Here is a 17,357-nt window from a genome sequence, read left to right as displayed (position 1 = left end):
CGAAAGGAGTACCGCGCTGAACGAACCCCGCAACGTCGACATGCTCACCGTCGAACAAGCCGCCCAGCGTCTCGGCACCGGAGTCCGTTTCGTACGCCGCATCGTCGCTGAACGCCGCATCCGCTTCTACAAGGTCGGCAAGTACGTCCGGTTCCACCCCGACGACATCACCGACTACATCCGTCAAGGCCGCATTGACGCCATCCGGCCCGTCCTGCACTACCGGAAGGGAGAACACGTCTATGGCTAGCAAGCGCCGCTTCGGCCGTATCCGCAAGCTCCCGTCCGGCCGGTACCAGGCCCGCTACCCCGGCCCGGACGGCATCGACCGGCCAGCACCACACACCTTCGCTAGCAAGACCGACGCCGACCGGTGGCTCACCGCCATTGAGGCGGACATGATCCGGGGAACCTGGCGTAACCCGGACCTCGGCCGAGTCGCTCTCGGCTCGTACCTGGCCGAGTGGATCGATCACCGTTCCGGGCTGCGCCCGAGGACTCTCGATCTGTACCGGTGGCTGCACCGGAAGTACATCGAACCGACGTTGCGTGATCGCCTGTTGAGCGACATCACGCCCGGCATCGTCCGCGCATGGCGGGCCGACCTCCTGACGCAAGGCGTCAGCCCGACGATGGTCGCCAAGGCGTACCGTCTGCTGCGCGCTGCCCTCAACACCGCCGTTGATGACGAACTCATCCGGCGCAACCCCTGCCGGATCAAGGGCGCTGGCCTTGAGCGCGCGGCTGAGCGACCTACTGCCACTGTGGCCCAGGTCTTCCAGCTCGCCGATATCGTGCCCGGCCGCTTCCGCGCCCTGGTCCTGCTCGCCGCCTTCGCGAGCCTCCGCTACGGAGAGCTGGCAGCCCTTCGCCGCCGCGACCTCGACTTCCGCTGTCGGACCCTCACGGTCCGCGCGACCCTGGTCGAGCGCTCAGACGGAAACCTCACCTTCGGACCGCCCAAGACCGATGCCGGCATTCGGACCGTCACCATTCCCGACGCGATCCGCCGTGACATCCGCGCACACCTGGACGACTTCGTCGACGAGGACCAGGACGCGCTCGTCTTCACCGGCGCGAAGGGTGCTGTCCTGCGTCGCTCCAACTTCCAGACCGCCTGCAAGTGGCGTGACTGCGTGGCTGCGGCTGGCCTGCCCGGCTTCCACTTCCACGACCTGCGGCACACCGGCAATACCCTGGCGTCCCGGACCGGGGCGAGCCTTGCCGACCTGATGGCCCGGATGGGTCACGCCTCGACGCGGGCCGCAATGATCTATCAGCACACCGCCCGCGAGCGTGACGAGCACATCGCTGACGCGCTCAGCTCGCAGATCAAGCAGAGCAGGCAGCGGGCACGTAACGGGCACGGCCAGCGCAAGAAGCGGTAGCAACGAACGAGGCCCCAGCCAGGAAACCTGTCCTGAGCTGGGGCCTCACGTTGGAGCGGGTGACGGGAATCGAACCCGCACTGTCAGCTTGGGAAGCTGATGTTCTGCCATTGAACTACACCCGCAGGCGGCACCACTCTACCTGAAGGCCCTCACCCCCGTGCATCCAGGTGCCCGCGCGCCACCTCGGCGAGGTGGCTGCATCGACGAGCGGTTGACCCCGCCACCTCCCCGAGCTGGAGTGGATCAAGCACTCAAGCGAGGCCGGCCGGCGCGAAGTTGCACGTCGGCAACATATGGGCGTTCTCAAATCTGTCGATGAGATGTAACGTCTGCCCCACGTTTCCGAACCGGCGTGACACACCCCCTGGCACGCCGTCAGAAAGAGGTGGGCCCATGGGACTCCGTCCCAACCTGCTGACCCGGCGTACCGCCGGTGTCGCGACGTCGACCCTCGCGCTGCTGCTCAGCACCGCCGCCGTCGGCGTCGTCCCCGCTGCTTCGGCCTTCTCGGCCGCCCCGGCCGGCGTCTGCGCCGAGCCGGCCGACGCCCACGCCGACGAGCACGCGAACGCTCGCGTCGCGAAGGGTGGCAACGCCAAGCTGGACCCCAACCACCTGACCGCCAAGCAGGTCCGTGACCGTGAGGCCGACCTCGCCGCGGCGCAGCGCGAGCGGGCCAACTTCCGGACCGGCGCCGTCGCGCCGCTGGCCACCGTGACGATCCCGGTCGTCGTGCACGTCATCCAGGAGAACAGCACCCGGGCCGGTGGCAACATCACCGACTCGATGATCAACCAGCAGATCAGCGTGCTGAACCAGTCGTACGCGGGCTCGACCGGCGGTGCCGCCACCGCGTTCGGGTTCCAGCTCACGAAGATCAACCGGGTGACCAACCCGTCGTGGTACCCGATCGTGCAGGGCTCCTCCGCCGAGCGCTCGATGAAGACCTCGCTGCGTGAGGGCGGCAAGAACACGCTGAACATCTACCTCGGCGAGCTGAGCGACAGCCTGCTGGGCTGGGCCACGTTCCCGAAGCGGACGCTGGACAAGATGGACGGCGTGGTCGTGCTCAACGAGTCGCTGCCCGGCGGCACCGCGACCAACTACAACCAGGGTGACACCGGCACCCACGAGGTCGGCCACTGGCTGAACCTGTACCACACCTTCCAGGGCGGCTGCTCCGGCTCGGGCGACAGCGTCTCCGACACCCCGGCCGAGGCGTCCCCGGCGTACCAGTGCCCGACCGGGCGGGACACCTGCTCGACCGCGGGCAAGGACCCGATCACCAACTTCATGGACTACACGTACGACTCCTGCATGTACCAGTTCACCGCCGGCCAGGCGAGCCGCATGCTCACCGCGTGGAACGCCTACCGCGCGGCCTGACCCTCGCACCACGTACCGGTGCCGGCCCTGTCCTCGGACGGGGCCGGCACCGTTTCGTTCCGGGTCGGTTCAGGCGGCCGGGCGGCGGGTGTCGAAGCCGTGCCGGCCGCGCCGGGCCTCCGCGCCCACCGGCTCCCGCCGGGCGGGTTCGGCTCCACGCGGGTCGAGCCAGACCCGCACCTGCGGCGGGGCAGCGCCGGGCTGGGCCACCGGGTCGCGCCGGGTCAGCATCGCCGCCTCGACCGTGAACTCGAACAGCCGCCAGTCGCCCTGCGGCGACGCGCGGGCGATCCGGGCCAGCCGGGCCACGGTGGCCGGGTCGGTCACCGGCCGGGCGCGGCCCGCGACGTACGCCTCGTCGTCGCTCTCCTCCGGCGGGAACGAGTGCAGCGCGTAGCGGCCGTCGCGTTCGAGGTCGCGGCGCTTCGGCGAGTCGATGACGAAGCACCAGAGGCCGTCGTCGGTGATCACCGGTGAGACGGGATGGACCCGGGGGCCGCCGTCGGCGCGGACCGTGGCGAGGTAGCCGAAGCCCGGCCCGTACTGCTGCATCAGGAGGCGGATCTCGTCGGCGAGGCGGGGCTCGTCGGCGGCGAATTCGGACCAGGAAGCCATGTGGACACTCTATCGAACACGTGTACGAAGATGTAGTGCGACACGCTGGTCACCCGTACCGGTCGCTATGGTGTTCCGATGCTGCTCTCCGACCGCGACCTGGTCTCCGAGATCAAGGCCGGCACGCTCGCGCTGGAGCCCTTCGAGCCCACGCTGGTGCAGCCGTCGAGCATCGACGTACGCCTGGACCGGCTGTTCCGGGTCTTCAACAACCACCTCTACACGCACATCGACCCGTCGATCCAGCAGGACGACCTGACCTCGATGGTGGAGGTGCCGGAGGGGCAGCCGTTCGTGCTGCACCCGGGCGAGTTCGTGCTCGCGTCCACGCTTGAGGTGATCTCGCTGGGTGACCAACTCGCCGGGCGGCTGGAGGGCAAGTCGAGCCTGGGGCGGCTGGGGTTGCTGACCCACTCGACGGCCGGCTTCATCGACCCGGGGTTCTCCGGCCACGTCACGCTGGAGCTGTCGAACGTGGCGAACCTGCCGATCACGCTCTGGCCGGGCATGAAGATCGGCCAGCTCTGCATCTTCCGGCTCTCCTCGCCGGCCGAGCACCCGTACGGCTCGGCCGTCTACGGTTCGCGCTACCAGGGGCAGCGCGGCCCGACGCCGAGCCGGTCCTGGCAGAGCTGGCGCACCTGGCCGACCCGCTGACGCCGCGCCCGGGGCGCCGCGCCCGGGGCCCCGCGCCCGGGGCCCCGCCGTCACCGGCGGAGCTCCGGAGCACGACCTCAGCCGGGACGGCCGTAGCTGTTGATGTCGCCGTCGTCGACCCGCTTCATGGTGATGGGCTTGCCGGACTGGGAGGCGTGCACCACCCAGCCGTCGCCCACGTACATCGCCACGTGGTGCAGGTCGCTGTAGTAGAAGACGAGGTCACCGGCGCGCAGTTCGGCCCGGCTGATCCGCTTCGTCACGCCGTGCTGCTGGCGTGCGCTGTGCGGCAGTGAGACGCCGCCCTTGGCCCAGGCCGCCATGGTGAGGCCCGAGCAGTCGAAGTGGTCCGGTCCGGCCGCGCCCCAGACGTAGATCTTGCCGATCTGGGCGCAGGCGAACTTGACCGCCGCACCGGCCGGGCCGCCGGGGTAGCCGGCCGGGCACGGCGCCGGGCGCAGCGGGCCGCCGCCACCCTTGCCGTACACCTTGAGCCGCAGCTTCTCCAGCTTGGCGATCTCGGCGTCGATCTGCTTCTTCTTCGCCGCGAGCTGGGCCTCGGTACGCGCCAGGCCGGCGATCATCTCGTCCAGCGGCTTCTTCTTCGCCGCCAGTTCGTCGCGCAGCGCGGCGACGGAGCGCACCTGTTCGTGCTGGCGGTGCGCGAAGCGGTCGAGCAGTTCCAGGCCGTTCACCAGGTCACCGGGCGAACGGCTGCCCAGCAGCGCGTTCACGGTGGAGAGGTTGTCGCCCTTGTAGGCGTCGGCGGCGAGCCCGCCGACCTGGCCGAGTGCGGCGTCCACCCGGGCCTGGAGGGGTGCGATCTGCCGGCCGAGCGCGTCGGCCTGCTTGCGCCGCGCGGCGAGCTGCCCGCGTACGACGTTGACCTGTTCGATGACCGGTTCGAGCTTGTTCCAGTCGCGGTCGATCTGGGCCTCGATCTCGGCGACCGAGGGTTCGGCGTGTGCCGCCGTGGCGCCGCCGGTCAGGACGACGGCGGTGCCGACCAGTGCGGCGAGGGCGGTGGTGAAGCGGGACCAGCGGGAACGCGGCGCGACGAAGGACCGGTCGACCGACCGGTTCGACGACGGCCGCGGGGCATGGAGTGCCACCGGGCGTCCGTACTCCTTCTTCCGTACCGCCTACCGGGTTAGCTGACGGATTCGGGCGGGAAGGGAGCCGCCCTACCGCATCGCTGCGGATTCACCCCAGGTACCTGGTTCCCCGGCTCGCCCGGAGGCGACTCGGCGGTGTCGGACCGTCACCGACCGGGTTGGACGGTGAGACGTGCGGCCGACGATTCACCAGAGTAGGGACCACCGTTATCGATCCGCAACTTCCAGCGCCGTGACACTCCGTACGCGATCCGGTGCCGCACCCCGCGCGGAGGTGAAATTTTCTTTCAAGGCTGATTACCCACTGGAAAGGTATTGACCCTCACGGGTGTGCGGAGTGAGGGTGGAAACGCAGTGACCCCCATCCCTGTCCAGGAGGTTCGATGCACCTCTCCGCCCCGCCGTCGGGCAGACGGATACTGCTCGCCGCCGCAGTGGCGACAGCCACCGCGCTGGCGACGACCGGCCCGGTGACCGCCGCGCCGGACACGTCCGCGCCCGCGAGCGACCGGCAACAACAATACGCCGCCGCCGCGGCCGAGTACGGCGTGCCGCAGAACGTGCTGCTCGGCGTCTCCTATCTGGAGTCCCGCTGGGACACGCACACCGGGCAGCCCAGCACCAGCGGCGGCTACGGCCCGATGCACCTGACCGACGCCACGCACATCCTCGCCATGCCGGGCAGCGCCCACGTCGACGAGGACGAGGACCCGCGCGGCGACGACGCCCGCCCGCTCAAGCTCGACCCGGCCACGGCCGCCACGCCGAAGCGGGAGACCCCGCTGCCGCCCGCCTCGCTCCAGACGCTCGATGCGGCCGCCGCGCTGACCGGGCTCGACGCGGGGACGCTGCGGACCGACCCGGCCGCGAACATCCGCGGTGGCGCGGCGCTGCTGGCGTCGTACCAGAAGGCCCTGGGTGGGCCGGTCGGTGCCGGCACCGACCCGGCGGCCTGGTACGCCGCGGTGGCCCGGTACTCCGGCGCGGACACCTCCGACGCCGCGGCGGCCTTCGCCGACGAGGTGTACGACCAGCTCGGCCAGGGCGCCAGCCGGACGACCGACGACGGCCACCGAGTCACGCTCGCCGCCACCGCCGCGCAGCCGGACCGTTCCCGCCTGGCCCGGCTCGGCCTGCGCAACGCCGAACGGCCGGACGGGCTGGAGTGCCCGGTCCGGCTTGCGTGCGAGTGGATCCCCGCGCCGTACGAGCAGCTCAGCGACGACCCGGGCGACTACGGCAACCACGACCTGGGCGACCGGCCGAAGCAGCAGAAGATCGAGTACATCGTCATCCACGACACCGAGGGCTACTTCGTCCCGAGCGTCGACCTGGTGAAACGGGCCGACTACCTGGGCTGGCACTACACGCTGCGCTCGGTGGACGGCTACATCGCCCAGCACATCAAGACCAAGGACGTGGGCTGGCACGCCGGCAACTGGTACGTCAACGCGAAGTCCATCGGCCTGGAGCACGAGGGCTTCGCCGGTCAGGGCACCTGGTACACCGAGGCGATGTACCGCACCTCCGCCAAGCTGGTGCGACACCTGGCGCTGAAGCTCGGCATCCCGATGGACCGCCAGCACATCATCGGCCACGACAACGTGCCCGGCATCACCGCCGCCAACGTGGGCGGCATGCACTGGGACCCGGGACCGTACTGGGACTGGTCGCACTACTTCGACCTGATGAAGGCGCCGTTCCGCGGCACCGGCACGCCCCGGACCGGCCTGGTCACCATCGACCCGGACTTCGCCACCAACCGGCCCGCGTTCACCGGCTGCAACCAGCAGCCGCCCGGCGTCCCGACGCCCCGGCCGCCGGCCGAGCCGTGCCCGTCGCGCGGTTCCTCGGCCGTGATCCTGCGGACCGCGCCGAGCCCGGACGCCCCGCTCGTCAACGACCTCGGGCTGCGCCCGGACGGCACGCCGGACACCATGTACATCTCCGACCACGGCGCCCGCGCCTCGGCCGGCCAGACGTACGCCCTCGCCGGCCGCCAGGGGGACTGGACGGCGATCTGGTACCTCGGCCAGAAGGCGTGGTTCCTCAACCCGGCCTCCGCGCCGACGGCCAAGTGGGCCACCGGCTTCGTGGTGACGCCGCGGCCCGGCAAGGCCACCATCCCTGTGTACGGGCGGGCCTACCCGGAGCAGGCCGCCTACCCGGACACCATCCCGTACCAGGCCATCTCGCCGCTGCAGTACACGTTCGCCGCCGGCCAACGGTACGCGGTCGGCGGGGTGCTGCCCGGCGAGTACTACCGGGCGGTCTCGTTCGACGGTTCCGCACCGGGTGACCGGACCGTGGTCCGCGGCGAGAACCGCTACGTGCAGGTCCAGTTCGGTCACCGGATCATGTTCGTGAACCTGGACGACGTGCTGATCCTGCCGTCCCCGGTCGGCGCGCCGCGCTGACCCGTCACCGCACACGAGAAGGCCCCCGGTCCGTGCGGACCGGGGGCCTTCCCGCTGTCAGGGGTTGCGGGTCAGCTGACCCGGACGAAGCCGGCGAGCGGCTGGGTGTTGATGCTCGACACCTGGACCGGTTTGCCGGTACGTGGCGCGTGCACCATCACCCCGTTGCCGAGATAGAGCCCGACGTGATGCAGGTCGGAGCCGAAGAACACCAGGTCACCGGGGCGGGCCTCGGAGCGGGAGACCCTGCGGCCCTCGTTCCACTGGGCACCGGTGAAGTGGGTCAACGAGATGCCGGCCGCCTTGTACGCGTACTGGGTGAGACCGGAGCAGTCGAACGAGTTCGGGCCGGTGGCGCCCCACACGTACGGGTCACCGACCTGGGCGCACGCCGTCTTGATGGCGGTCCGCGCGGCGCTGCTCACCACGCCGTCGATCTTGGGGCAGCCCGCCGGGCGGATCGAGGTCACCGGGAGCATGGCGGTCAGCCGCTTGATCTCCGAGTCGATCTGCTTCTTCTTCGCCGCGAGGTCGTTCTGCTGCTTGATCTCCAGCGCGATCAGCGCGTCGAGCTTCTCCTTCTGCCTGTTGTACTCGTCGCGCACCTTGAGCACACCGGCGATCTGGCGGCGCTGGTCGTCGGCGATCCGGTCCAGCATGACCAGCTGCTCGGCCAGCGCGCCCGGCTTGCTGTTCACCAGCAGCGCGCCCAGCTCCTGCGACGGGCCCTGGATGTAGTACCGGGCCGCGATGTCGCCGACCTTGTTCATGGCGAGCGTGGAGGCCAGCTCCAGCGGCACCATCTTGTCCTTCAGCGCCTTGGACTTCTTCTGGTTGGTCCGGAGCTGCGAGCGGACCTTGTTGAACTGCTCGATGGTGGGTTCGAGCTGCTCCCACTGCTTGTCGATCTGCGCGTCGATCTCGTCGACCGACGGTGCCGCGTGCGCCGGGGCGGTCAGCATCCCGGCGCCGACCGCGGCGGCTGCGACCAGGGTGACCAGACGGCGTACCACCCGTTGGAACCCGGCCCGCCGGCCGGGTGGAGCGCTCGGGGCGTGACGTTGAGGGGGCGTGGTTGCCACCGGCACGGACTCCTTTGCAACCGACCGCCGGGCGCCTCGCGAGAGGGAAGTTCGAGGCAGACGACCCACAGCGGTCGGTGCCCCACATTAGGGAAGGCGTCCGATGGAATCAAGGCGACCGTTTGTTCAATCACGTATCCGCAATCGATTGCACACCAAGGGTATTCATTTCATCTCCCGACGATGGCTGTCAATACGTCGTCGAGCGTCACCACACCCATCGGCCGGCGTCCGTCGCTGACCAGCACCATGTGGCGGCGTTCGCGGCGCATCGCGAGCAGCAGATCGGCGAGCGTACGGTCCGGCGGCACCACAGCCAGCGGCCGGTAGACGGCGGCCGGCACCGGCGCCCGGCGGCTCGCCCCGGCGTACCCGAGCACGTCCTTGACGTGCACGAAACCGAGCACCCGGCGGGTGGACCGCTGCACCACCGGGAAGCGGGAGCGGCCGGTACGGGTCGCCAGCACCTCCAGCGACGCCGGTGAGACGTCCTCGGCCACGGTAGTCACGGTGGACCAGGGTTGCAGCGCGTCCGCGGCGGTACGGCTGTGCAGGGCCAGCGCGCCGGTGATCCGGGCGTGCTCCTCGGCGTCCAGCAGTCCCTCGGTACGCGCCTGGGAGACCAGCCCGGCCAGTTCCTCCGCCGTGAACACGGTCTTCACCGCGTCGGTGGCCTCCACCCGCCACCACCGCAGCACCTGCCGGGACGCCCACTTCATCGCCAGCAGCAGCGGCTTGGTGGCCAGGCAGAACGCCAGCATCGCCGGGCCGAGCCAGAGCGCCGACGGCTCCGGGCCGGCCAGCGTGATGTTCTTCGGCACCATCTCGCCGACCACCGTGTGCAGGAACACCACCACCGCCAGCGCGATGACGAACGACACCGGGTGCACCGCCGAGGCGGGCAGCCCCAGCGCGGCGAACGGCGGCTCCAGCAGGTGCGCCAGCGCCGGCTCGGCGATCGCGCCGAGACCGAGCGAGCAGACCGTGATGCCGAGCTGCGCCCCGGCGATCATCAGCGGGATCTGGTTCATCGCCGCCAGCGCCAGCCGGGCCCGCTTCGACGTCGCCGCCAGCGGTTCGATCACCGTACGGCGGGAGGCGATCAGCGCGAACTCGCTGCCCACGAAGAACGCGTTGCCGAGCAGCAACGCCACCGCCACGAGTAGTTCAGGCACCGTCGTCGGGCTCCTCGGGGCGCACCACCCGCACCTGCTCGATCCGGTGCCGGTCGACCTCCACCACAGTGAACTCGTACCCGGCCTCGTCGACCGTCTCGCCCGGCACCGGGATGTGGCCGAGCCGCGCCATGAGGAACCCGCCGAGCGTCTCGTACGGCCCGTCGGGCAACCGGAACCCGGTCTGCTCGACCAGCTCGTCGGCGCGCAGCACACCGTCGGTCAGGACGGTCCGCTCGCCGCCGGGCACTGTCAGCTCCACCGGACCGAAGCCGTCCACCGCGTCCGGGTCGAACTCGTCGGCGATCTCCCCGACCAGCTCCTCGACGAGATCCTCCACTGTCACCACGCCGTCGGTGCCCCCGTACTCGTCCACCACGATCGCCAGGTCCGCCCCGGCGGCCTTGAGCGCGGCCAGCACCCCGTTCAGGTTGAGGCTCTCCGGGACGTACACCGGTTCCCGGGCGACGGCGGCGACAGTGGTGGCGGCCCGGCGGGCCAGCGGCACACCCAGCGCGTCGGGCACCCCGGCGACGCCGGTGACCAGGTCGAGCGTCTCCTCGTACACCGGGAACCGGGTCCGGCCGGTGCGCCGGGACGCCTCCAGCAACTCGGCCACCGTCGTGGTGGCGTGCAACGCGGTCACGTCCACCCGGGGCGTCATCGCCTCGGCGGCCCGCTTGTCGCCGAAGCGGATGGTGCGGCGCAGCAGCATCGCGGTGTCCGGCGGCAGCGCGCCGGCCCGGGCCGAGATGGCGGCGAGCAGACCCAGCTCCTCCGGGGAGCGGGCGCTCGCCAGTTCCTCCTGCGGCTCCACGCCGAGGCGGCGCACCAGCCGGTTCGCGGACTCGTTGAGCAGCCGGATCAGCCAGCCGAAGGTGCGGGAGAAGGCCCGCATCGGCGCGGCGGTGGCGAGCGCCGCCGGCATCGGGCGGGCCAGCGCCAGGTTCTTCGGCACCAGCTCGCCGAACAGCATCGAGATGAGCGTGGCCAGGGCCAGCGCGAGCAGGCCGGAGAAGCGTTCCGCACCGCCGAGCGGGTGCAGCAGCGGCGTGAAGAGCCGGGCCAGCGCGGGCTCGGCCAGGTAGCCGGTGAGCAACGCGGTGAGCGTGATGCCGAGCTGCGCGCCGGAGAGCTGGAACGACAGCTCGCGCAGCGCGCGGCGTACCGTGACGGCCCGGCCGTCCCCCTCGCCGGCCCGCCTGTCGATCTCCGCCCGGTCGACCGTGACCAGGGCGAACTCGGCCGCGACGAAGAACGCGTTGCCGGCGGTCAGCAGCACGAAACCGACCAGGGGCAACAGCGTCAGAAGCAGAAGGCCGTCGATGCGCGTGATTGTGGCACGCGCGCGCCGATGGCGGGCCCCCCGTAGCGTGGACGCATGGACGGCCTGCTGCTCACCGACGGACTGGTCCTGCTCGCGTACGACGACGACGGTGCGAACCGGCTCGGCAGTCCGCACCTCGGCTACGGCCTCGCCGGTGCGGTGCTGCTGGAACTGGCCCTGGCCGGCCGGGTGGAGGTGGCGGACAAGCGTCTCGTGGTCACCGATCCCACGCCGACCGGCGTACCGCTGCTGGACGAGGCACTGGCGACTGTGGGGTCCGGCCGCCCGCGCAAGCCGAAGGACTGGATCGGCAAGCTCGCCAAGGGCCTGCCGGACCGGGTGCTCGGCGGGCTCGTCGACGCCGGGGTGCTGCGCCGGGAGTCCGACCGGGTGCTGCTGGTCTTCCCGCGTACCCGCTATCCCTCGCCGACCGGCGCGGAGCCGGCGGTGGAGACCGCGGCCCGGCAACGGATGACGACGGCGCTCACCACCGACGGCCCGGTCGACGCCCGGACCGCCGCGCTGCTCACGCTGACCCGCGCGGTCGGCCTGGACCGCAAGATCTTCCGCGAGCTGCCGAAGGAGCGGGTCAAGGCGCGCATCGACGAGATCGCGGCCGGTGACTGGGCGTCGGCCGCCACCAAGAAGGCGATCGAGGAGATGCAGGCCGCGCTGATGGTCGCGATGACGGCCGGGACGAGCGCCGCCATCATGACCACCACGACCAGCTGAACGCGACGGCGGCGGCACCGCTCGGGTGCCGCCGCCGTCGTGGTCCGGCTCCTGCCGGTGTACGCCTCAGCTCGCGGCCGGCGCGACCTCCGGCTCACCGGCCGGGGCCTCCGGCTTGACCGAGCGCAGCAGCACGCTGGCCACGTCGACCACCTCGACGTCCTCGCCCGCGCCCTTGCCGTTCACGCCGTCGTTGAGCATCGTCGAGCAGAACGGGCAGCCGACCGCGATGGTCTTCGCGCCGGTGGACATGGCCTCCTCGACCCGGTCCACGTTGATCCGCTTGCCGATCTTCTCCTCCATCCACATCCGGGCGCCGCCGGCGCCGCAGCAGAAGGAGCGCTCGCTGTTGCGCGGCATCTCGGTCAGCTCGCCCTGGATCGAATCGCCGAGCACCTCACGCGGCGCCGCGAAGATCCGGTTGTGGCGGCCCAGGTAGCACGGGTCGTGGTAGGTCACGCCGCCGTCGACCGGCTGCACCGGGGTGAGCTTGCCGGCGCTGACCAGGTGGGCCAGCAGCTGGGTGTGGTGCACCACCTCGAACTCGCCACCGAGCTGGCCGTACTCGTTGCCCAGGGTGTTGAAGCAGTGCGGGCAGGTGGCGACGATCTTGCGCTTGCTCTTCTCCCGGCCCTCGAACGCCTCGTTCAGCGTCTCGACGTTCTGCTGGGCCAGCATCTGGAAGACGAACTCGTTGCCGATACGGCGGGCCGGGTCACCGGAGCAGGTCTCGCCCTCGCCCAGGATGGCGAACTTGACGCCCGCCTCGTTGAGCAGCGTGGCGACCGCGCGGGTGGTCTTCTTGGCCCGGTCCTCGAACGCGCCGGCGCAGCCGACCCAGAACAGGTACTCGAAGTCGTCGACCTCGCCGACCCGCGGCACCTCGAACCCGAGGCCCTTGGTCCAGTCCTCGCGGGTGTTCTGCGGGGCGCCCCACGGGTTGCCCTTGTTCTCCAGGTTGCGCAGCATGACGCCGGCCTCGGAGGGGAAGCTCGACTCGATCAGCACCTGGTAGCGGCGCATGTCGACGATGTGGTCCACGTGCTCGATGTCCACCGGGCACTGCTCGACGCAGGCGCCGCAGGTGGTGCAGGACCAGAGCACGTCCGGGTCGATGACGCCGCCCTCCTCGGCGGTGCCGATCAGCGGCCGGTCGGCCTCGGCCAGGGCCAGCACGTCCATGTGGGCGAGCTGCGCCTGCGTGGCCTTCTCCTCGCCGGTCAGGTCCTTGCCGCCACCGGCCAGCAGGTACGGCGCCTTGGCGTACGCGTGGTCGCGCAGGCTCAGCACCAGCAGCTTCGGCGACAGCGGCTTGCCGGTGTTCCAGGCGGGGCACTGCGACTGGCAGCGACCGCACTCGGTGCAGGTGCTGAAGTCGAGCAGGCCCTTCCAGGTGAACTGCTCGACGTGGGCGACACCGAACTGGTCCTTCTCCGGGTCGGCCTCCTCGAAGTCCAGCGGCTTGCCCTCGCTGGTCATCGGGCGCAGCGGGCCGAGGCCGGAGCCGGCCGGCTTCTCCGGGTCGCGCTTGAAGAAGATGTTCGGGAACGCCAGGAAGCGGTGCCAGGCCACGCCCATGGTGACGTTCAGCGAGATCACGATGAGCCAGGTCATCGAGATGGCGATCTTGATGAGCGCGGCGACGCTGACGCCCGCCTCCCAGTTGGGGAGGACCGAGCCGACGGCGTGGCTGAGCGGGGCGGCCCAGACCGGGTACTCGAAGTGGTCGGTGGCGACCTTGAAGCCCCGGATCACGAAACCGAAGATCAGGACCAGCAGGACGACCCACTCGACGAAGTAGCCCTGCCACATGGTCGAGCCGGTGAACCGGGAGCGGTTCTCCGCGCGGCCGGGCCGGTTGCGCAGCCGGATCGCCATCAGCACCAGGATGCCGACCAGGCCGAGGATGCCGATCCACTCGGTGACCAGACCGAAGATCGTCCAGTGCCCGATGATCGGCAGCCCGCCGCCGGTCGAGACCACCTCGAAGTAGGCCTCCAGCACCAGCAGCGACAGCACGATGAAGCCGACCATCACGAACCAGTGGGCGGCGCCGACCACGCTCCACTTCAGCATGCGGGTGTGACCGGCGGTCTCCACCAGCATCTTCTTGGTGCGCGCGCCCTTGTCGCCGAACCGCTCCGGCGCGGGCTGGCCGAGCCGGATGACGGCTGTCATCTTCATGACCGCGCGCACCGCAAGCCACACCGCCACGGCGGTGATGGCGGCCGCGAGGATCGTGGTGACGATCTGGACGCTGCCCATCGAGTTGGCCTCCCGGTCTGCTGCTTGTCCGTGCAGCCTACGCGCAAGGTTACCCAGCAGTAACGTGAGTCTTCTCGCACCAGGCCACGCCGCCCTGCGCACACCTTAGGTGGAGCGGCGTCGAAGCGCCGGGCAGGGGCGGCGTGGCGTGACCTACGCCGGGGTGGGGCAGCGCCGGATCAGCGCCAGCGGGAGAGCAGGATCAGCGACGAGACCATCGCGCCGAAGCCGACGGCGAGGTTCCAGTAGCCCCAGCTGGCGACCGGGTACGCCTGCTCGGACAGGTAGTAGAGGACCAGCCAGCCGATGCCCACCACGATCAGCGTGACCGCCGTGACCGGCAGCCAGATGGGGCTAGGCTTGCGCGTCGACGCCGTCGCCGTCGGACGCACGTCCGTCGGCGGGGTGTACACCTTCTTCTTGCGGACCTGAGACTTGGGCACGACGCTCTCCAGAGGGGGGTACGACCTCGTCCGGCCTGACAACCGGGCGCGAGGGCGACGGTCCATGGCCAATAATGTTCGACAGCTAGCGTAGTCCCGACGGACCGTCCAGGCCACGAATGGGGCCAGGCCGGTGCACTCAGTAACCGGAAAGAGCGGACTTTCCGGGTCGAGCAGGTCGGCTCGCACCGGCGCGGGCCGGAACGAGACGACGGGAAAGGGAACGCCCGGTGGAGTACACGTCCGGCGCCGCCTCCTGGCAGAAGGTCCTCCGCCGCGCGGCAGCCGCCCTGCTGCCCCGGCGCGCCCGCCAGCGCCGCCCCGGCTGGTCCATCGGCGTACCCCTGATCGCCGCCGCGGCCGGCCTGCTCTTCACCACCACCGCCACCACCGCGGGCGGCACGTCCCTGCGCGAGGACCGCCGGCCCCAGCTCACCCAGCTCATCGAGGACCGCCGCGAGGAGGTCGCCGCCAGCGAGGCGAAGGCCGCCCGGCTCCGCGCCGAGGTGGAGGAGCAGACCGAGGCGCTTGCCGGCGCCGACGGGCCGATCAAGACCGAGCGGGACCGGGCCGCCGCCAGCCGCCAGGCCGCCGGATTCACCGCGCTCACCGGCAGCGGCGTGACGGTCGAGCTGAACGACGCCGACCGCCGGCCGGACCAGCCGCTGCCCAAGGGCGCCAGCAACGACGACCTGGTGGTGCACCAGGGCGACGTCCAGGCGGTCGTCAACGCGCTCTGGGCCGGCGGCGCGGAGGCCATGTCAATCATGAACGTCCGCGTGCTGAGCACCAGCGCGGTACGCTGCGTCGGTAACACCCTGCTGCTGCACGGCCGGGTGTACTCCCCTCCTTTCAAGATCGTGGCAATCGGCGATCCCGCGGAACTCCAGCGGGCGCTCGCCGCCTCTGAGGGAGTGCGGGTGTTCAAGGAAGTGGCCGACCACTACCAACTCGGTTACGTCGAGCGCGTCTCCACGGTCACCGTGCCGGCGTTCGAGGACTCCACCGCGTTGCAATCGGCGACGGTGCCCCGGTGACCGGCGGCGACCCCCGGGAACGCGCCGGCCACGACCGCCGGGAGGAGCCGACATCGTTCCTCCCCCGGGTCGAGCGCCCGGCCCCGGCGTCGCCACCCCCGCTCGACCTGCCCTGGCCCGACGCCGGCCCGGCCCACACCGCCCCGGCCCGGCGCGGCCCGGACCCCCGGCCGCCCGTCCCACCGCCTCCCGCCCCGCCCCGGACGGTCCCGCCGCCGTCCGCTTCGCCCCGGACCGCCCCGCCGACCGCTCCGCCGCCGCCGTGGCCGGGCGCTCAGGCGCACCAGCCGCCGGGCTCCTCCCGCGCCGAGGCCGGCCCCCGGTTCCGCCCCCCGGCGAGCGAGCTTCCCCCCAGAGGTACGCCCCACCCGGCCGGCCCCACGCACCACAGCCCCGGACACCACGGCCCCGCGCACCACAGCCCTGCGCAGAACGGCCCCGCACACCACGGGCCGGCGCAGAACGGCCCTCCCCAGAACGGCCCGGCGCCCCGGGGTGGTCCCGCCCCCGGGATGCGCCCCGCCGCGCCCGGCGACGTCGCACACCAGCCGGGCGAGCGCCCCTCACGACCGGAGGGGTACGGACCGGCAGGGCAGCAGAACGCCGTCCGCCATTCCACCGGCGGGGCGGTCCCGCCCGAGCGCGGTGGCCGCGGCGGACAGCCACCGCAGGCGGGCACCCGCCCGTGGGAGGCCGGCGGACGCCCGCCGGAGGACGCTCGCCGACCGCCGGGGGGTGGTGAACGGCCGCCCGGCGTACCCCCTCTCGGCGGGCCGACCGGCGCGGACCGGAACCCTCCGGCCGACCCCGGGGCGACGACGGTGCTGCCCGCCGTCACCCGCCCACCCGCGAACCCCCACCTGGACGCCACCGGGCTGATGGGCGCGGTGCCCCCGGCGCCGGACACCGGCGACGGCGGCGGCGAGCCGCCCGCCGAGCCACCCCGCCCCCGGCGCGGCGAGCGGGTGGTGCAGCTGCGGCCCGAGCAGACCGGCGACGGATACCGCAGCGTCTACTCCGAGCTGACCCGCCCCACAGTCGGCTCCCGGCTGCGCACCGTCGTCCGGGGCACCGGCGAGCTGCTGATCACGTTCGGGCTGGTGGTGCTCCTCTTCGCCGGGTACGAGATCTGGGGCAAGGCGGTCATCGTCGAGGCCCACCAGAGCGACCTGAACAGCCAACTCGCCCAGGAGTGGGGTGCCACCGCGGACCCGACCGTCGGCCCGACCACCGGTCCCACGGTGAAGCCGAAGCCGCCGGCCAAGGGGAAGCCGGTCGCCGGCCTCTACATCCCCAGGTTCGACAAGCACTGGGTCGTGGTCGAGGGGGTCAGCCCGGAGGACATCCGGTACGCCCCGGGCCACTACCCGGACAGCGCCATGCCCGGCGAGGTGGGCAACTTCTCCGTCGCCGGTCACCGCATCCGCTCCACGTTCTGGCGGCTGGACGAGCTGAGGACCGGCGACGCCATAGTGGTCGAGACCAGGACCGACTGGCTCGTCTACCGGGTCTACCAGCAGCGGATCGTCAAGCCGTCCCAGGTGGAGGTGGTCGCGCCGGTGCCGGGCAAGCCGGACGCGAAGGCCAGCGAGAAGCTGCTCACGCTCACGACCTGCAACCCGAAGTTCGACAACTACCAGCGGTTGATCATCCATGCCCGGCTGGACCACACGCAGGCCAAGTCGGCGGGCCGCCCGGCCGAGTTGGAGGCGTGA

15 protein-coding genes, 1 tRNA gene and 1 riboswitch are annotated in these 17,357 nt (G+C 71.4%); of the genes, 8 read left to right on the top strand and 8 right to left on the bottom strand.

Annotated features, from left to right (window positions below; genetic code table 11):
• The first annotated feature begins 40 nt into the window (after window positions 1-40).
• Together M8C11_RS18615 and M8C11_RS18610 are read left to right on the top strand one after the other, a co-directional pair.
• Entirely contained in the window at window positions 41-250 is a 210-nt protein-coding gene (locus M8C11_RS18615) for an excisionase family DNA-binding protein (RefSeq protein WP_151013685.1), read from the top strand.
• Window positions 243-1,388 carry a site-specific integrase gene (locus M8C11_RS18610; RefSeq protein WP_252451420.1) on the top strand — a complete coding sequence of 382 codons (1,146 nt, stop codon included), beginning with the start codon at window positions 243-245 and terminating at the stop codon, window positions 1,386-1,388. The genes M8C11_RS18615 and M8C11_RS18610 overlap by 8 nt, the downstream gene beginning before the upstream one ends.
• Before the next feature lie 51 nt (window positions 1,389-1,439).
• Here M8C11_RS18610 and M8C11_RS18605 read toward each other — a convergent pair.
• Window positions 1,440-1,513, bottom strand: a tRNA-Gly gene (locus M8C11_RS18605).
• A 271-nt stretch (window positions 1,514-1,784) separates the two neighbouring features.
• Between M8C11_RS18605 and M8C11_RS18600 the strand changes: the two genes are divergently transcribed.
• Window positions 1,785-2,777: a zinc metalloprotease gene (locus tag M8C11_RS18600; protein ID WP_252451417.1), complete on the top strand. Its 993-nt coding sequence runs from the start codon at window positions 1,785-1,787 to the stop codon at window positions 2,775-2,777.
• 69 nt (window positions 2,778-2,846) lie between these two features.
• Here M8C11_RS18600 and M8C11_RS18595 read toward each other — a convergent pair whose 3' ends face one another.
• A complete protein-coding gene (locus M8C11_RS18595) occupies window positions 2,847-3,392 on the bottom strand; it encodes a pyridoxamine 5'-phosphate oxidase family protein (protein ID WP_121686610.1) in 546 nt (181 codons plus the stop codon).
• A 78-nt stretch (window positions 3,393-3,470) separates the two neighbouring features.
• Here M8C11_RS18595 and dcd point away from each other — a divergent pair, with 78 nt between their 5' ends.
• Window positions 3,471-4,049 (top strand): dCTP deaminase, encoded by a 579-nt coding sequence (dcd, locus tag M8C11_RS18590; RefSeq protein WP_013283324.1) that lies wholly within the window; start codon window positions 3,471-3,473, stop codon window positions 4,047-4,049.
• Between the two features lie 77 nt (window positions 4,050-4,126).
• On the opposite strand, the gene M8C11_RS18585 is transcribed toward dcd, so the two are convergent.
• Entirely contained in the window at window positions 4,127-5,161 is a 1,035-nt protein-coding gene (locus tag M8C11_RS18585) for an NlpC/P60 family protein (protein WP_252451415.1), read from the bottom strand.
• Window positions 5,162-5,174: 13 nt separating this feature from the next.
• A riboswitch (cyclic di-AMP (ydaO/yuaA leader) is annotated at window positions 5,175-5,309 on the bottom strand.
• A gap of 238 nt (window positions 5,310-5,547) precedes the next feature.
• Here M8C11_RS18585 and M8C11_RS18580 point away from each other — a divergent pair.
• The gene (locus tag M8C11_RS18580) at window positions 5,548-7,581 is read left to right on the top strand and encodes an N-acetylmuramoyl-L-alanine amidase (protein WP_252451405.1); all 2,034 of its coding nucleotides are present in this window, start codon (window positions 5,548-5,550) and stop codon (window positions 7,579-7,581) included.
• 71 nt (window positions 7,582-7,652) lie between these two features.
• On the opposite strand, the gene M8C11_RS18575 is transcribed toward M8C11_RS18580, so the two are convergent.
• From M8C11_RS18575 to M8C11_RS18565, 3 genes are all read right to left on the bottom strand, one after another.
• Window positions 7,653-8,663, bottom strand: a complete 1,011-nt coding sequence (locus tag M8C11_RS18575; protein ID WP_120574067.1) for a C40 family peptidase — start codon at window positions 8,661-8,663, stop codon at window positions 7,653-7,655.
• Between the two features lie 170 nt (window positions 8,664-8,833).
• Complete coding sequence (locus M8C11_RS18570) at window positions 8,834-9,838, bottom strand: hemolysin family protein (RefSeq protein ID WP_120572417.1); 1,005 nt, start codon at window positions 9,836-9,838, stop codon at window positions 8,834-8,836.
• Window positions 9,831-11,138 (bottom strand): hemolysin family protein, encoded by a 1,308-nt coding sequence (locus tag M8C11_RS18565; protein ID WP_120572418.1) that lies wholly within the window; start codon window positions 11,136-11,138, stop codon window positions 9,831-9,833. The genes M8C11_RS18570 and M8C11_RS18565 overlap by 8 nt, the downstream gene beginning before the upstream one ends.
• Window positions 11,139-11,219: 81 nt before the next feature.
• Here M8C11_RS18565 and M8C11_RS18560 point away from each other — a divergent pair, with 81 nt between their 5' ends.
• The gene (locus M8C11_RS18560; RefSeq protein ID WP_252451402.1) at window positions 11,220-11,897 is read left to right on the top strand and encodes a GPP34 family phosphoprotein; all 678 of its coding nucleotides are present in this window, start codon (window positions 11,220-11,222) and stop codon (window positions 11,895-11,897) included.
• Between the two features lie 66 nt (window positions 11,898-11,963).
• On the opposite strand, the gene M8C11_RS18555 is transcribed toward M8C11_RS18560, so the two are convergent.
• On the bottom strand, window positions 11,964-14,162 hold the full coding sequence (locus M8C11_RS18555) for a (Fe-S)-binding protein (protein ID WP_120572420.1): 2,199 nt from the start codon (window positions 14,160-14,162) through the stop codon (window positions 11,964-11,966).
• A 179-nt stretch (window positions 14,163-14,341) separates the two neighbouring features.
• A complete protein-coding gene (locus M8C11_RS18550; RefSeq protein ID WP_018785565.1) occupies window positions 14,342-14,605 on the bottom strand; it encodes a cell division protein CrgA in 264 nt (87 codons plus the stop codon).
• 230 nt (window positions 14,606-14,835) lie between these two features.
• On the opposite strand from M8C11_RS18550, the gene M8C11_RS18545 reads away from it, so the two are divergent.
• Both M8C11_RS18545 and M8C11_RS30575 read left to right on the top strand, forming a co-directional pair.
• Window positions 14,836-15,642, top strand: coding sequence for a DUF881 domain-containing protein (locus M8C11_RS18545; RefSeq protein WP_252451399.1), 807 nt, complete (start codon window positions 14,836-14,838; stop codon window positions 15,640-15,642).
• Window positions 15,643-16,463: 821 nt separating this feature from the next.
• Window positions 16,464-17,357 carry a class E sortase gene (locus tag M8C11_RS30575; protein ID WP_308212753.1) on the top strand — a complete coding sequence of 298 codons (894 nt, stop codon included), beginning with the start codon at window positions 16,464-16,466 and terminating at the stop codon, window positions 17,355-17,357.

It is taken from the genome of Micromonospora sp. CPM1, from assembly GCF_023896895.1.
In the GTDB taxonomy this organism is placed as follows: Bacteria; Actinomycetota; Actinomycetes; order Mycobacteriales; family Micromonosporaceae; genus Micromonospora; species Micromonospora tulbaghiae.
This window is presented reverse-complemented; position numbering and strand designations above follow the sequence as displayed.

Excerpts from the sequence above, each read along its gene's own strand:
- M8C11_RS18615 (WP_151013685.1), top strand. The coding sequence starts at position 41 with ATGCTCACCGTCGAACAAGCCGCCCAGCGTCTCGGCACCGGAGTCCGT.
- M8C11_RS18610 (WP_252451420.1), top strand. The coding sequence starts at position 243 with ATGGCTAGCAAGCGCCGCTTCGGCCGTATCCGCAAGCTCCCGTCCGGC.
- M8C11_RS18600 (WP_252451417.1), top strand. The coding sequence starts at position 1,785 with ATGGGACTCCGTCCCAACCTGCTGACCCGGCGTACCGCCGGTGTCGCG.
- M8C11_RS18595 (WP_121686610.1), bottom strand. The coding sequence starts at position 3,392 with ATGGCTTCCTGGTCCGAATTCGCCGCCGACGAGCCCCGCCTCGCCGAC.
- dcd (WP_013283324.1), top strand. The coding sequence starts at position 3,471 with ATGCTGCTCTCCGACCGCGACCTGGTCTCCGAGATCAAGGCCGGCACG.
- M8C11_RS18580 (WP_252451405.1), top strand. The coding sequence starts at position 5,548 with ATGCACCTCTCCGCCCCGCCGTCGGGCAGACGGATACTGCTCGCCGCC.
- M8C11_RS18560 (WP_252451402.1), top strand. The coding sequence starts at position 11,220 with ATGGACGGCCTGCTGCTCACCGACGGACTGGTCCTGCTCGCGTACGAC.
- M8C11_RS18555 (WP_120572420.1), bottom strand. The coding sequence starts at position 14,162 with ATGGGCAGCGTCCAGATCGTCACCACGATCCTCGCGGCCGCCATCACC.